The sequence below is a fragment of the Nostoc sp. genome (assembly GCF_036916575.1).
Taxonomy (GTDB): Bacteria; Cyanobacteriota; Cyanobacteriia; order Cyanobacteriales; family Nostocaceae; genus Nostoc.
Window position 1 is genome coordinate 62,952 of sequence record NZ_JBALGC010000055.1, and the last position, 16,017, is coordinate 78,968.

12 protein-coding genes and 1 pseudogene are annotated in these 16,017 nt (G+C 45.8%); 7 read left to right on the forward strand and 6 right to left on the reverse strand.

Annotation, left to right across the window (positions count from 1 at the left end):
- Positions 1 to 285 precede the first annotated feature (285 nt).
- From V7L29_RS13140 to V7L29_RS13155, 4 genes and pseudogenes are all read right to left on the reverse strand, one after another.
- Complete coding sequence (locus V7L29_RS13140; protein ID WP_334735747.1) at positions 286 to 2,934, reverse strand: TonB-dependent siderophore receptor; 2,649 nt, start codon at positions 2,932 to 2,934, stop codon at positions 286 to 288.
- A gap of 30 nt (positions 2,935 to 2,964) precedes the next feature.
- Complete coding sequence (locus V7L29_RS13145) at positions 2,965 to 5,544, reverse strand: TonB-dependent siderophore receptor (protein WP_334694073.1); 2,580 nt, start codon at positions 5,542 to 5,544, stop codon at positions 2,965 to 2,967.
- A gap of 293 nt (positions 5,545 to 5,837) precedes the next feature.
- Positions 5,838 to 6,035: pseudogene (locus tag V7L29_RS13150) on the reverse strand (transposase); the annotation flags it as partial.
- A gap of 298 nt (positions 6,036 to 6,333) precedes the next feature.
- Entirely contained in the window at positions 6,334 to 7,239 is a 906-nt protein-coding gene (locus V7L29_RS13155; protein WP_334735748.1) for a LysR family transcriptional regulator, read from the reverse strand.
- 275 nt (positions 7,240 to 7,514) lie between these two features.
- Between V7L29_RS13155 and V7L29_RS13160 the strand changes: the two genes are divergently transcribed.
- The 6 genes from V7L29_RS13160 to V7L29_RS13190 all read left to right on the forward strand — a co-directional run bounded on the left by V7L29_RS13160 (position 7,515) and on the right by V7L29_RS13190 (position 13,676).
- Positions 7,515 to 8,003 carry a nuclear transport factor 2 family protein gene (locus tag V7L29_RS13160; protein ID WP_334694075.1) on the forward strand — a complete coding sequence of 163 codons (489 nt, stop codon included), beginning with the start codon at positions 7,515 to 7,517 and terminating at the stop codon, positions 8,001 to 8,003.
- Between the two features lie 159 nt (positions 8,004 to 8,162).
- Complete coding sequence (locus tag V7L29_RS13165; protein ID WP_334735749.1) at positions 8,163 to 9,476, forward strand: hypothetical protein; 1,314 nt, start codon at positions 8,163 to 8,165, stop codon at positions 9,474 to 9,476.
- 165 nt (positions 9,477 to 9,641) lie between these two features.
- Entirely contained in the window at positions 9,642 to 10,586 is a 945-nt protein-coding gene (locus V7L29_RS13170) for an NADP-dependent oxidoreductase (RefSeq protein ID WP_334735750.1), read from the forward strand.
- Between the two features lie 311 nt (positions 10,587 to 10,897).
- Positions 10,898 to 12,418 (forward strand): aldehyde dehydrogenase family protein, encoded by a 1,521-nt coding sequence (locus V7L29_RS13175; protein ID WP_334735751.1) that lies wholly within the window; start codon positions 10,898 to 10,900, stop codon positions 12,416 to 12,418.
- Between the two features lie 97 nt (positions 12,419 to 12,515).
- Positions 12,516 to 12,983, forward strand: coding sequence for a nuclear transport factor 2 family protein (locus V7L29_RS13180; RefSeq protein ID WP_334735752.1), 468 nt, complete (start codon positions 12,516 to 12,518; stop codon positions 12,981 to 12,983).
- Positions 12,984 to 13,235: 252 nt separating this feature from the next.
- Complete coding sequence (locus V7L29_RS13190; protein WP_334735753.1) at positions 13,236 to 13,676, forward strand: cupin domain-containing protein; 441 nt, start codon at positions 13,236 to 13,238, stop codon at positions 13,674 to 13,676.
- Positions 13,677 to 14,101: 425 nt separating this feature from the next.
- Here the strand turns inward: V7L29_RS13190 and V7L29_RS13195 are convergent, their stop codons facing one another.
- Positions 14,102 to 14,755: a hypothetical protein gene (locus tag V7L29_RS13195; protein ID WP_334735754.1), complete on the reverse strand. Its 654-nt coding sequence runs from the start codon at positions 14,753 to 14,755 to the stop codon at positions 14,102 to 14,104.
- 482 nt (positions 14,756 to 15,237) lie between these two features.
- On the reverse strand, positions 15,238 to 15,582 hold the full coding sequence (locus V7L29_RS13200; protein ID WP_334694082.1) for a hypothetical protein: 345 nt from the start codon (positions 15,580 to 15,582) through the stop codon (positions 15,238 to 15,240).
- 35 nt (positions 15,583 to 15,617) lie between these two features.
- Between V7L29_RS13200 and V7L29_RS13205 the strand changes: the two genes are divergently transcribed.
- A complete protein-coding gene (locus tag V7L29_RS13205) occupies positions 15,618 to 15,803 on the forward strand; it encodes a hypothetical protein (protein WP_334735755.1) in 186 nt (61 codons plus the stop codon).
- The last annotated feature ends 214 nt before the right edge of the window (positions 15,804 to 16,017 follow it).

Genomic DNA, 16,017 nt, shown 5'->3' on the forward strand with positions numbered 1-16,017 from the left:
ACGAAAATACTCAAGCTGTTACTAAATTTACAGCGTATTACAGGTAAATGAAGTACACGGGTAGGGGCACAACATGTTGTGCCCCTACGATGATCTGTACCTCACCTTGGCGTAGCCTAAGAAGAGAAGTTGCAATCTGCTGTAATCGCTTTTTCAGCCAATGCTATCTCTCTATCAGTCTTGTTGTCTATAATTTGCTACCAAACTAAAACAACTTGTCACTAATAAAATCTTCACTAACTGCTTTTGTCTCACTTGTTTTCCCCACACTGCACTAACTTCCAATTAAAACGAGAATGAAACAGTACCCTGCACTGTCAATGGTGCGCCATAATACACGCCAAAATAGGAACTTTCAATATAGTTAACATCAAACAAATTCTTGAAATTCAATGCAGCTCGCCAGTTATCCCGATGGTAAAATATGGCGGCATCCGTCCGCACATAGCTGGGTACGGTTAATGTATTAGCTAAGTCTCCCTTTCTGTCACCTACAAAAAAGACACCGCCGCCAAATCCCAAACCTTTGAAATCGCCTTGTTGAATTTCATAAGTTGTCCATAAACTGGCACTGTTTCGGGGTACGTTGTCGGGTTGATTCCCCTGATTACCGCTATTGTCTCTAGTAATTTCTGCATCGATGTAGGAATAGCTCGCAATAATGTTTAACCCTGGTAAAATTCGTCCTGCCAGATCAAACTCAATGCCTCGGCTACGTTGTTCACCAATCTGGATGCTGAATGTTGGATTATTCGGATCGGCTGTTGTGATGTTTTCTTTGGTGATTTGGTAAGCTGCTAGAGTGGCGAAAAGTTTGCTGTCAAGAAATTCCGCCTTTACCCCGACTTCAAACTGTTCACCCTCGGTTGGCTTAAACGTTTCGTTATTTGGGTTTCTAGAGGACGCATCAGAAGGTTGGAATGAGCGACTCCAACTAGCATATAAAGAGACTGGCGGTACGGGTTGATAAACGACTCCCACACGCGGACTGAAGGCAGTATCTTCCCGATCATTTGAAATACCTGTCGTGTTTTCGTAGTCAGTGGCGGCAAAATCAAAGCGTCCACCCAGCAAAATTTTGAGCTGGTCTCCAATTGAGATCAGATCCTGGGCATAAACCCCGACCAAATTATTAGAAGCAGACTCAGTGCTATCGAACTTATCATATCGAATCGGTTGATAGACTGGATCAAATATATCGATAGCTGGTACACCAGCCGATGCTGTAAAGGCCTTCAGGTTGTAGCTCGTCCAACCGAGCTCCACGCCGAAGAGTAAATCTTGCTTGATGCTGCCAGTTTGGATTTTCCCCAGGACATCTGTTTGCAAAAAGTAGCTCTGTGTGTCGGTCTTTAGCGAACTACCAAAACGATTGAATGTCCGATTGTCTGGTTCCAGCCCAAAACCAAAGGTAAACCCCCGATCATTATTATTAAACGTCGCTGTGAACCCATTGCGGATAGACCAGTTGTCGCTAAATTTGTGTTGCAAGCGATAGCCAATTCCAATCCACTCATCCAATGCTTTCAAGTTTGGGTCACCTAAAAACCGGGAGCGGGGGAGTTTTCCCAGGGGGTTGTCAACAATAGTACCCGATGCCGGAAGGCCCAAGAAACTCACTTTACTGAGATTGGAATATTGCCCTTCCAGAGTCAGGCTAGTATTCTTACCAATATCAAAACTGATGACGGGCGCAACAAATCCCGATTCTGTGTTCACAAAGTCAACAAAGCTACCCAAGTTTTGATAGGCGGCATTCAAACGATAGCGAATCGTTTTGTCGGTGTTGACAGGACCTGAAATGTCGAGCGTTGGGCGGTAGAAATCAAAATTGCCAATGGTGCCTTCAAAGTTGTAGTAGGGGGTTGAAAGGGGTTGCTTAGTGGTGATGTTGACAATCCCTCCTGGTTCTCCCTGACCGTAAAGAACGGATGCTGGCCCTTTAAGAATTTCGATTTGTTCGACGTTGGCAACATCCAGGATTTCATTGTACCCAGCACCGATGTAACGCTTGAATCCGTTGATAAACGTTGCCCCGCTTCTGCCGTTGTCAAATCCTCGAAGAATAAAACTGTCACCGACGTAAGATTGAGAACCGTAGCCTCCGGGAGTCACCCCACTGACGTTCCGTACCGCGTCCTGCACTCGCGTAATTTTTTGATCTTCCAGCACTTGACGGGGGATGACTTGAATTGAGCCGGGAATATCGCGGATAGGGATGTCGGTTTTAGTTGCAGTTGAGGCATTGGGAACGCGATATTCATCTTGTTCACCCGTTACTACTAGTTCAATTGGTTCATCATTAACAGCTGATGGTTGTGAGGGTGGCTGTTCTGGTGTTGAAGATGGTTGTACTTGTGTAGTTGATGCTACTGGTGTCAGAGCAAAAATTAGACCTTCATTACTGTCAAATAACTCAACTGTGGGCAATCTTGCTTCACCGACAACTGTAACTCTGATGGTTTTTGCGTTAATATTTGTTACTTTTATCTCTGTAATTCCCGAAACTGGTTTTTCTGAGTGGTAGATGAAGCGATCGCCATTAGCTAGACTTAACTGTGCATTGGGAATATCAGCAATAAAATTATTACCTGCACTGCGATTCGTGATTTGTAACTTTGCTCCTTGAGTAGTTTGTAAAATCACCTCCACACCTTTTTGTGTCTGATTTGCCTTTACCCCTGTAACTTGAATAATTTCTGAGGTTGGAGTTGTTGGCGGTGGTGGCGACTGTACAAGCAATTGGGCGTTGGTAATTGGAAGTTCTATTTCACTAAGTTGGCGAATCTTTCTAGTTAATTTGGAATTGCTTTGCTTAGATGCAATCGATTTACTCTGCGTGTTGACTACTTCCTGAGCATTTGCGCTCATTGCAGCCCAAAGCCAAACACTAGTCATCCCTAATAAAATCTTCAATAACTGCTTTTGTCTCACTTGTTTTCTCCTCACTACGCTGAATTCTAATTAAAACGAGATTGAAACAGTAGCCTGCACAGTAAATGGTGCGCCGTAATACGTGCTATACCTGTAATTTTCAACATAGTTAACATCAAACAAATTCTTGAAATTTAACGCAGCTCGCCAGTTGTCCCGACGGTAAAATATGGCTGCATCCGTCCGCACGTAGCTGGGGAGGGTTAGTGTATTCGCTAAGTCTCCCTGTCTGTCACCGATAAAAAAGACTCCGCCGCCAAATCCCAAACCTTTAAAATCGCCTTGTTGAATTTCGTATGTCGTCCATAAACTGGCACTGTGTCGGGGAACGTTGTCGGGTTGATTCCCTTGATTGCCGCTATTGTCTTTCGTAATTTCCGCATTAATGTAGGAATAGCTCCCAATAATGTTTAACCCTGGTAAAATTCGTCCAGCCAAATCAAACTCAATACCTTGGCTGCGTTGTTCACCAATCTGGATAGTCAATGATGGATTATTCGGATCGGCTGTTGCGAGGTTTTGTTTGGTAATTTGGTAAGCAGCCAGAGTTGCTGCCAATCGACCATCGAAAAATTCGCTCTTGACCCCGACTTCAAAGCCTTCCCCCTTGGTTGGCTCAAATATTCTGTTATCTGCGTTGATGTCGTACACGCTAGCGGGTTGAAATGAGCGACTCCAACTGGCGTACAAAGAGACTGGCGGTAGCGGTTGATAAACCACACCTACACGCGGGCTAAATGCATTATCGTCTCGGTCAGTTGAAAAAGTGAGTGTGTCGTAGTCGGTTGCTGCAAAGTCAAAGCGCCCACCTAGTAAAACTTTGAGCTGGTCTCCAATTGAGATTAAATCTTGAGCGTAGAGACCGACCAAACGTTGAGAAGTGCCTTCTGAACGTGTAAGTAAATCAAATTGAATTGGTTCGCGGATCGGATTAAATATATCGATGCTGGGTGTACCTGACGATGAATTGAATTGCTTGAGTTTGTTATGAGTCCAACCGAGTTCCAGACCAAAAAGTAAATCGTGCTTGACGCTACCCGTTTGAATTTTTCCCAAAACATCCGTTTGCACAAGGTAGCTCTGGGCATCAATTGTGTACGAACCAGAAAATCGATCCAGGGTTCGATTGTCTGCTTGCAGGTTACCAAAAAAATAAGTAGAACTTAAATCATTAAGCTCGACGCGCAGACCATTGCGGATTGACCAGATATCACTAAATTTGTGCTCCAGGCGATAGCTGAAATTAGCAGTCTCAGTGTCTTTGGTCAAGTCTGGATAATCTAAAAACCGGGAGCGGGGAAGTTTTCCCAGGGGGTTGGGCAAAATAGTACCCACTGCTGGAAGACCTGAGTATACTACTTTGGAGCTGTTGAAATATTCGCCTTCCAGCGTCAGGGTCGTATTCTTGCTAATGTCAAAGCTGAGGACGGGTGCGACAAATTCCGATTCTGTGTTTACAAAGTCAATAAAGCTACCCGAGTTTTGATAGGCGGCATTCAATCGATAGCGAATCGTTTTGTCGGTGTTGACAGGACCTGAAATATCGAATGTAGGACGATAAAAGTCAAAGTTGCCAATGATTCCTTCAAAGTTGTAGTATGGCGTTGATCGGGGTTGCTTGGTCGTGATGTTGAGAATTCCTCCCGGTTCTCCTTGACCGTACAAAACAGATGCTGGTCCTTTGAGAATTTCGATTTGTTCGATATTGGCGACATCTATATCTCGATCATCATCACCAACATCGCTATAACGTTTAAACCCGTTGACAAATATGCCACCACTTCTGCCAGAGTTAAATCCCCGGAAAATCAAACTCTCACTACCTGAGCGTGCTGGAGTCACACCACTGACGTTACCAACCGCGTCCCGTAGTTGTATTACTCGCTGGTCTTCCAGTACTTGACGGGGGATGACTTGAATTGATGCAGGAATATCACGGATGGGAATGTCGGTTTTAGTAGCAGTTGAAGCGTTGGGAACTCGGTATTGGTCTTGTTCACCTGTTACCACTAATTCAATTGGCTCATCTCCTTGAGCGGCTGGCTTTTCTGGTGTTAGAGGTGGTGCTTGTGTCGTCGATGCTACTGGTGTCAGAGCAAAAATCAGACCTTCATCAGCGTCAAATAAATCAACTGTGGGCAATCCGGCTTCACCGACAACTGTGACTCTGATGGTATTAGCATCAATGTTTGTTACTAATATCTCTGTAATTCCCGCAATCGGTTTTTCGGAACGGTAGGTGAAGCGATCGCCATTAGCCAAACTTAACTGTGCATTGGGAATATCAGCAATAAAATTGTTACCAGCACTGCGATTCGTGATTTGTAACTTTGCTCCTTGGCTGGTTTGTAAAATCACCTCCACACCTTTTTGTGTTTGATTGGCTTTCACCCCCGTAACTGCAATAATTTCTGAGGTGGGAGTTGGCGACTGTACAAGTAATTGGGCGCTGGTAGTTGGAAGTTCTATTTCACTAAGTTGGCGAATGTTTCTAGTTGACTTGGAATTGTTTAGCGTGTTGGCTATTTCCTGAGAATTTGCGATCGTTGTCGTCCACAGCCAAACACAACTTGTCAGTAATAAAATCTTTACTAACTGCTTTTGTTTCACTTGTTTTCCCCACACAGCACATAAGCATAAATCTTATCAATAAATATTATCAGTAAACTAGTGGGATGAGAAAGTAGTTTATTAATACACTAGGAACACTCAATTTTTTATAAGTAAAGTTGAAGCTGTAGTTAATAAAACTTAAGCTGTAGTTATATATGCTGAAGCTGTAGTTATATATGCTAATGATATTATAAGTAAATTTGAAGCGGTAGTTAATACAGTCTTATGTTATCTCCAGGCGATCGCGCCAGCGAGTTAGTTTGCTATTGCTGAAGTTACTTGCGATGAAACGCCCAAGGTATTACTGTATGAAAAAACCTCAACATAGTCCGATAACTACCGCCAATGCCTGCCCAACGGGAGATTCCCAACATGGTGACTCGGCCGCTCATTGCTAACATGGCTATGATTATGTGATTCAATTGCCGCATAATTGTAGCGTTGATCTGCGGTAGCAGGCATTGTAACAGTGATATGATATCAGGCATGGGCTGGAGAGTGGGTTTTGAGTTGTCGTTGTGAGAGACAATAACTCTACTACGCCAGCCCTATCTGTTCCAAGTTTGCGATGGCGCAAGCGCCCACCGTAGGTGATCGCACTCAAACTTGGAAATTTATGCCAAGACAATAACTCTATTACATCGGCCCCTCTCTTCATCCTCTTATTTTGGCTAAGGTATTGAGGTAGAAAAAGCTTACTTGTTCATGAAATACTTTCAAAGACGAGCAAGCCAACACTATAACCACTACTGTAGACACTACGAGTACAAATCCTCAAGGACAAATTTAATCAAAGCTCTCGGTGATATCAGAAAAATGCTCAACTAGAAAATCTACGAAAGTCCTTATTTTGGGTGAGAGGTATCGCTGATTCGTATAGACAGCATAAAGAGATGAGGTTGCCAACGTGTAGTCCAGCTTCAGCACCTTCAACCGTTGGCTGGTAAGATCATCTTCAATCAACCACTTTGGCAAAACCGCCAACCCCATACCGGCTAAGGTTGCCTGATACAGCATGATAGTGTTGTTGGAGCGGATCGAGACTGGCAGTTTGACTGTCTCCCGGCCGTTAGAATCCTCAAAGAGGATCTCATCGGCAAACTGCGAGTAGTAATAACTGATGCTTACATGCTTCGACAGTTCGTTGGGAGTTTTTGGGTATCCATTTCTTTGCAAATACTCCGTTGAGCCAACCAACATGAGTTGAATTGGGCAAATGCGTCGCATCAGCAGTGAAGAACCGGGTTCCTCAGGCGTGACACGTAACGCCAAGTCAAATCCTTCTTGCACCAAGTCTACCAACCGATCGCTCAAATTCAGATCTAGCAAAACATCTGGATAGTGAGAGCGGTACTTCGCTAAGGCTTTAGTGAATAACGGGTTAGCAAACCAAACTGGGGCGCTGATCTTGAGTACGCCACGCGCGACCACGGCTGATTGCCTCACCGTTGCCTCCACCATTTCCAATTTATCAAGCATTTCCCGGCATTGCTCATAATAGATCCTTCCGACCTCGGTTAGGCTTAAGTGTCGGCTGGTTCGATTCAACAAACGTGCGCCAAGGTTTCGTTCCAAGTGCATCACATGCTTGCTGGTCATGGCTGTGGATAAGTTGAGCCGTTCAGCGGCTGCCACAAAACTTCCCGATTCCACCACCTGAAGCAATACTTTCATGCTCGTTAAGGTGTCCATCGTAATTCTAAAGTTTCCTAAGAAGAAAGATAACATCAACAAAATGATACTTGTACAAGGATGAGAAATAAATGTAATTTGAGGAAGACGGCAGTATCAAATAGCTAGGCAAGCAAATAGCTATGACTAAACCAACAAAGGGTGGTGTTCTATATTTGTTGCTCTTCGCCTGAAGAATTTATGCATTGGACGTTTCAGAAGTCTTAACAACATAATCTAAAACACGATCAACTCGTTGACTGCCCGCAAGAATTTCAACGTAGAGGGGAATTTCAATGTCTCAGAACAACGAACTCACGGCGATCGACCGCTTTACCATCTTCGAGCAGTTGAATATGCATCAGCGATGTATCGACAAGGGTTGGGGGCGCGAGCAGGCCGACCTCTACAACCGCCTTTACTGGCCGGAGGGCAAATTCCACGTCTACGACCTACGTACTTCAACCTTCGAGGGTTTTGAGGGCATGAAGCAGATGTTCGACTACGCACACAGCGTCTTCCCGATGGACAAGTGGTTCCACTCTATGGGCGCGTTTGAAATTTCCGGATCGGGTGACAGGGCCGAAGCGCACTGGCGATGGTTCGTGTACTGGAAGGCTGAACAGGTCGGAATCGTTTCGACTGGCACCTACGACGACATCTTTGAACGTCGCGATGGCGTCTGGAAGTGTCTGGAGCGCACCTCCAAGAGCGATCCCAACTGGCCTAATGACTTGTTCCAGCCCTTCATTGATCGCGCAGACATCACCTTCAAAGCGTCCTGATAGTCAGACTTTTGTAGGTTAGGTGGAGCTTCGCGAAAGCCGTCTACATATCGCTCATGGAAATGCGCGTCAATTGTTTTCACTCAAACTAAAGCCTCAACACCAAGTAAACTGTTGTGTTGTGAGTGAGGTAAATCCAACCACTGATGGGAGTCGTTTATGGCACATAACACAGTTGGCACTCATGTAGTCGTTGAGGACGCAGCTTCTCTGGCTGAAGCGGTTCAACGTACACATGTTGTAATCGAGGTGGCTGGTCGCCTTCATGACTTAGAGAAATTTACACTTCTTGAAGGCTCAAGTTTGGTGGGTACAACTTCTGACGCAGAATTGGTCTTCAAGCCAGATTCAGACGGGGTAGCGCTCACGGCAAATAACACCCTCCAGAACCTAACCCTCCGATCAGATCCGAGCCGATTAACGCTCAGTCTGGAACTGGCAACAACTATCCTTGGACAACTCAAGTTGCAGCATCTTGTCGTCTACGGTCGACTGCACTTGGAATCCAGTATTGTGATGACTGCTGACCTTGTGCTTACTGACGTTCAAGTGTATGACGGCGACAGCACCTCAGCGCTGCATCGTCCAGTCGGTTACGGTGTAGAGGTTGTTCCGGGTTCCCTAACGGTCTACAACCGCTGTACCGATCCCCAAAGTCGCTGGACACTGCGTGCCGAAAACCTGTCAGGGGGAACGCGAGATGTGCCGTTGAGGGGTAGCGGCATTTTTATTTTTGGCGGCATGACTGTTCCCGCAAACGCTGATCCTCAAAGTGGACCAGCGCCCAGTTCTCCTGGTGGCATGATCGACCTTAAATTATTGACCACAGGTGAAATCCATACTAATGGCAATATCCCGGCAGGTACTGGCAATCTTATCTCAGGCGGGGTATTCGTTGGCTCAGGCGTGAAGGCTCAACAAGTGATCAATAACAGTCCTGTAACAACTTACGGGACAAATGACATGGTGTTGGATAACTGGGGCAATGTCCGTCTTTGGCTTGCTCGGCAGTCCATTACATCTCATGGAACCAGTGGAATCGGATTCGTGAATTTCGGAGATTTGCAGACTCTGATTGTGCAAGGCGACCTAGCGACCTATGGCGAAGGGGCGCGGGGGTTCAATCTATACGACGGAACCTTGGCTTATGCAGAATTCAAAAGCATTACCACTCATGGCAATGGCTCGATTGGGATACAGACCAGTAAACCATTTGGCAGTATCCTCGTGCTTGGAGACGTGATCACAAAAGGTAGTAGGGGTAACAGTTTGGTGCGTGGCGTGGTCGTACAGCTTGACGCGCACGCCCTGAGTCTCAAACTGGGCACAAGTGGAAAAGAGATTATTGTACTGGGTCGAGTCCAGGCTCAAAGAGAGGAAATTACCTCATTGGATTTCGCTGCTCCAGCCAGCACAGTTGAATTCATTACGATCGGTGGTCAGCAGTATGTTGATGGATCATTAACAGAGTAGGAATTGTAATTACCCAGTAGGTAAGTAAGGGTTTAACGCCGAAACAGCGCGATCGCAGTTGAGCATTCCAAGCGACTACGAATCTTTTACTTGGTAACATTCAAAATTTTAATCGCCAGTGATTGATAAAATGTCGATCCATTTTATGAAAAGGAGTACGTCACAATGGCAACAATGAAAGCAATCCGAATTCATGCTTACGGCGGGGCTGAAAACCTCAAGTACGACGAAGTACCCCGTCCTGAACCGCAAGCAGGGCAAGTCCTCATTCAAGTGTATGCAGCAGGCGTAAACCCAATCGATTGGAAGATTCGTGAAGGGTTTTTCCAACAAGTCTCTGATTATTCGCTGCCCGTGATTGCTGGCGCTGATGTGGCTGGTGTTGTTGCAAGTGTGGGCGATGGTGTCACTACATTGCAACCAGGACAAGCGGTTTATGGAACAGCAGACATGGCGCTTTCGGGAGCCTATGCCGAGTATGCAGTGGGCTATGCAGACGCGATCGCCCCGAAGCCGAAAACGCTCGACTATATTCACGCGGCTTCTGTCCCAATCGTGGCAATAACCGCATGGCAAGCATTGTTTGATGGTGCAAATCTCCAGCCAGAGCAGAGCGTGCTGATTCATGGTGGCGCGGGTGGAGTAGGTCGCTATGCAATTCAGCTTGCCAAGTGGAAGAGGGCGCGAGTCATTGCAACAGCATCGGCAGCGAACCTTGATGATCTGAGAAACCTGGGTGCCGATCAGGCGATCAACTATGCGAGTCAACCGTTTGAACAGCAGGTAAAAGATGTAGATGTGGTGCTTGATTTGGTTGGTGGAGAAACGCAAGCGCGATCGTGGCAAATCATTCGTCCCGGTGGCGTTTTAGTTTCGACACTTGGTGTGCCTGAATCAGGCATTCCGCAGGGCATTAAAGCGGTTCCTGTTTTCGCCAATCTCAGAACAAATTCCCAGCTCCAGCAGATTGCTCAATTGATTGATGACGGACATATCAAAGCGTCTATTGAGCAAGTTTTTGAACTGGCAGAAGCAGCCATTGCACAGGGAGTTAGCCAGCACGGACATCCACGCGGCAAGCTGGTTTTGCAAGTTGTTCATCCAGCTTGAAGCAGGCTTTTATAAAACTTTGGTTCATCGAACTTTTTCCTGTAAAGGCGGAGTATTCGGGCAAGAATCTCTATTTCGATGGGTTATTAATGCTTCGTCCCTACGCAGAGCGTATTTCAGACAGAGTTCATTAACGAAATCTTTGGAATTATTGCTTAAAAAATGCAAACGAGACCCGTTCGTTTATCACTTGAAAATTTCTGCAACACAACCAATCAAGGCTGAAGATTACCCGCTAATTGAACAAGAGTACGTTGAGCTTCAACTGTGAGTAAAAACTTAGTTATGCAGAAAAGTAAGGAGCGGCTATTATGGCAGCAACGACAGATAAGAAATCCTCAGCACCAAACATTGAACTAGGAACACCCGCACTGAACTGGATTGATGGCGAGTGGATTGATTCACAAAAGCATACTGATAGCATTGATCCAGCTACAGGCAAGGTGATTGGAACTTATGCAGATGGTGGGCGTGACGAGGCAGTTCAGGGGGTTAATGCTGCGGTGCGGGCGTTCCGAGAATTAGACTGGAAGGAAAATCGGGCACTTCGATCGCGAGTGCTGAATCAAATTGCCGATCGCTTTGAAGTACGGCGAGATGAACTGATCGCGATTCTCTCGCTTGAAAACGGCAAAGTCCATGACGAAGCAGCATTTGAAGTCGATATGATTCCCAGCAAATTTCGATACTGGGCATCGGTTGTGCTGACGGATTATGGACGGGCGATGGAAGTCCAACCCGGACACTTTTCAGTTGTGACTCGATCTCCAATCGGAGTTGCTGGAATCGTCGCACCGTTTAACTCGCCGCTTGTGCTGACTGTCCGTTCTCTGGCACCTGCTCTTGCTGCTGGTGTTACAACTGTTATTAAATTGCCGGGTAATACAGCACAGATCAACTATCTGTTTAGTAAAACCCTCGCTGAAGCTGCCGATTTACCGAAGGGCGTGATTAATGTCTTTAGTGAAAGCAAAGGTAGAGGCGGATCATCTTTTCTGATGGAGTCAAAGGATGTTCGAGTGATCAGCTTTACAGGAAGCACGAAGACCGGGAAAGCAATTTCCGCAACAGGGGCGGCGACGCTCAAGCTGTTTCAGACTGAACTTGGTGGCAAGACCCCGATGATCATCTTTGATGATGCTGATCTTGAAGCGGCTGCACCCAAAGTTGAGAAGGCACTCACGACCTTCGCGGGTCAGTTCTGCATGACGGGTTCCCGGCTGTTGGTACAGCGTGGTGTTGCCGATCGCTTTCGCACGCTGATCGCCCAGCGACTGGAGAATGTTAGGACAGGACCTGCGTCCGATCCGTCCAGTGATATGGGACCTCTCATTGATAAGCCGAATGTTGAGCGTGTGAACAAGATGGTGGAGGAGGCGATCGCTGCTGGCGCGAAGGTGCTTGTACGCGGCGGTCCAATTGTTGAAGGTCCACTCACCAGCGGTGCATTTTACCGTCCGACCCTGCTGGAAGTGACCGATCCGAAAATGACGATTGTTCAGGAAGAGGTCTTCGGTCCAGTCCTGACTATGCAAATCTTCGAGACTGAGGCAGAAGCGGTGCAGCTGGCAAACGATAGCGAGTATGGCTTGGCTGCGAGCATTTGGACTCGCGATGTTGACCGCCCATTGCGCGTCGCCCGCGAGATAGATGCAGGCACGATCTGGATCAACGATTGGGCGGTCGTTTGGGACGAGTTTGAGGAAGGCGGATTCAAGCGCAGCGGCAACGGCAGGCTGAATGGTCTGGCGGCGATCGATGAATTCCTGGAGTACAAACATATCGCTTTCAACTCAGGAGTGATCCCCGGTGTTGGCGTTTCTGCCCAATAGTTGAGCTTGGATTTAAATTTTCAGTCCTTGTTAAATAAGCTTTACAACCATCAAACCCGACTATCAAGTTCGCATAAGCAATCTTATCGGAACACGTATGTCTAGTACACCTGTAGAAATCGTTCAAGCCCTTCTCAAAGACCCCACCAACCCTGAGGTCGTCAACCGACTCGTCTCCCCCGATGCCATCTACGTATCACTCACCTATGATAATCCCGACCTAAAAAAGCTTATGCCTTGGGCAGGCACGCATAAAGATGGTCCGGCCAGCGTCCTCAGAGTTTTCCAGGAACTCAATACCTTTTGGAACATCGAGGCGTTTGATATTCAGCAGATATTTGGCGAAGGTGAGAACGTCGCTGTCTTTGGCAGCTTCACCGTCCATTCGGTGATACTCGATAAAACGTTCATCTCTCCCTTCTCTGTCCTGGCGAAGGTGAAGAATGGCTTGGTCACTTACATGCAGTACATGGAGGACACCTTTGGCACAGGTTCGACCTTCCGATCAGGTGGTACCTGGACATTCCAGGGCAATCCAGACGGCAGCGAAGTATCAGTGCCGTAGCAAGGTGTCCTAGGTGAATGGCACGCTTGAAAAGCCGAGTCTGTGGTTTAAACTCAGTATCTATAGCAACCGCCAAAGCGGTTATGACATAAACTGGAAGTAGTCCCAAATCCTCCTTCCGCGCGATCGCACTTATTCCATGCCCAAACCCTACAGTTACGACCTGCGTCAGAAAGTTATCCAAGCCATAAAGCTCGATGAATTGAAGATTAGTGAAGCAAATTTTCTATTCAACTAAAGGTAACTCAATGTATGATTCCAGTAATTAAATCTCCTAAAGACTACCAGGTATATCGTATCAGTCCCGATGCCACGAATCGGTTAGCGATCGTGTTCGATAGGGCAAGTGCTGACGTCTCCCCGATAGTTTGTGTAGAAATTTTTGACGTAGGCGGGAGGCAACCCCCGAATCGGCATCAGTCGGCGGTGGAAATGTTTTTCATCCTTAAAGGGGAAGGACTCGCTCACTGTGAGGGTAAGACAGTACCAATTCAGGCGGGGGACAGCTTTTTAGTACCTCCCACCGACATACATTTTATTGAAAATACTGGGTTGGGTCGCTTATATGCCCTAAGTATTATGGTGCCAAATGACCATTTTGCTGAACTGATTCGCAGTGGAATTAAGGTGGAACTGGATGAGGAGGATTTAGCAGTTTTGCGTCGCACTGCTACACCATCTTTTACAGATTAAGGAAATGGCACAAATGTCTGTGAGGGTGCAGCAAAAGGCGATACGAATCGACCCAAGCCGCTCGCCCCAACCCAGCCCACCGACACCCACCCTCATACTACACCAGCAGTCCGACTCGCCAAAAAGAGGGGGAACCAAAAAAAATCTCTGGCTTTATGTTAAGCACCGTAAGACGAAGAGATTGCTTCATATCATGTCCAGTTAATTAGTTATAATTCCCGTAATCTATGCAGAAACCGGAAAACCCTCTTTCCCCCTGCTCCCTGTCCCCTGCGGTCTTAATGATAAGTCTTTCACCGAACACGATATCATTCTGCTTCTCTACGAGACGCTACCGCGAACGCTCTATTCGCAATGACAATTGGGCATTTTTTTACTTGGATTACTCTTACATAACTATAAATTACGCACAACTGTCTAGTAGCTCAAAGGTAACGCCGACGCAATATCGAACTAATCCCAATTACGCATATACCGAATAGTGTTGCTCCCATTCTTGGTTCTGGAATTTGCTGCGGTATCTGGAAAGAACCACTCAAAAAAGTTTTACCTCTCAAGAGAGCAGTTGGGTCAACATTGAGTGACTCAGTTTCACTAAAGTTAAATATCCCTGTAGCACCACTGAACCTACCTGCACCACCACTAATAGTTATAGTACCAGAACCTACTAATTTGCGGTTAATAAAGTCAAATGCAGCAGTCGCGCTACTTCTGCCAAATAATTTGTCATCGCCACTGCCAAAAAACTCATCCCTGCCGATTGGCAAGCTTTGTAAACCAAATTTTGTCGCGTCTTGAACAAATACGAGATTACCAGTATTGAGGTCAATTCGGCTGTAGTTGTTTATGCTAGAAAAGTTACTCAGACCGTACAAAGCATCAGAATTGAAACCTGAGACAAATGCTTTAGATACGTCGGTCGATGGGATAGGTGTGAGAGTAACTTCCGTATTGTATACTACGTCAAATGGATAAATCGTTTGGGCGTTCGCTTTTGTTGTATTCGCACCGACACTGACTAAACAGAAAACTAGCGGCACAAGACATATACTATGCGATCGCATATTAATTTTTATCACGTAAAACCCCTAATATTAATTTCTAACTTATCAGAGATTGTTATAAGCTTTATGTAACTTTAAGAAAAAATTAGAAAACTTACCTAAAATTCCTATACTTCAGCGTTCGCGGAGCAGCTCGTAGAAAAGGTATCGCCTGTTGTAAATGCTACTTTATGATTATTATTAATTATACTTATATACTCTCACCGTACTATCTCTTGATTTTTGAAAAAATTAAATATGGGACTTCCAAAGAATAAATTATTCCAAAAAAATAAGGGATAGGATTGATATCAAGAATGATAATCATTTTGGGGGTGGGAGAAAGGGGTTGCCGTTGGCAACCCCTTTCTCCCATTCAACGGGAGCATGAAGAGCCAATACACTTATCATTATCGTCAAATGAAACAGTGCAGATTGAATGTGCTTTATAGAACCCATTTGAGATCTATACAGGAGAGCAATCGAATTTGGCTGAACTACGAGCTAAGTTACAAATTTTATAGATTGATCGTCAGGATTTTTTTCTTGCTTTTTTTGTCGCTCAACACGACTGTATTGTAGGGTAATGTATCCGTTCCCAGCGGAATTGGCAGCTTAAAACTGGGGCTTTTATGATCGAGTTCGCCTAAATCAATGCTTTTCGTTATATCGCCATCTGTTGCCAGATAAGCGGTAAGTTCGCCTTTATAATCTTCAATTAAAAAGTCTCTAAAGAAAACGACTTCCCCACCCTCAGGATCTATACCAAGGATGACCGTACCGCTGAAAGTTGCGCCTTTTCGTTCTTCATCAACCGTTGCCATTGTGATTTCCGAGGGGTCTTGACCGGACATATCTGCCATAAACTTTTTCCTGGACGAATTCTCAACAATTGAAAATGATTTTACAAGAGCGCTATGGGCGATCGCAAAACTCTCAGGACGTATTTCTGCATCGGTCTTGCAAATGTATAGCCAAGTTACTTCTGGTTATACGCCTAATTGGAAGATTGAGTAGGGATGATTTGGGGCTGAAAGCAATCACGAAGCGTTGCTGCAAAGCAGATCGCATCGCAGAAACCTGATAGAGGGGAGACGTTGAGAAGTTTCCGCATAACTTGATCCGACTTTGCCTCGGCAGTAGAGTGCCCTTATCTGTGAACTGACAGGTTTATGGAGTCCAAGGATATATAGAACCCATTTGATATCTGACTTTTCCCGTTAAGTCTCTTTTGCAAGCTGCCAACCCTCACAGAGATCGTGTAATTTTAACCAACCTCGCCACAGTACTTGAATGCC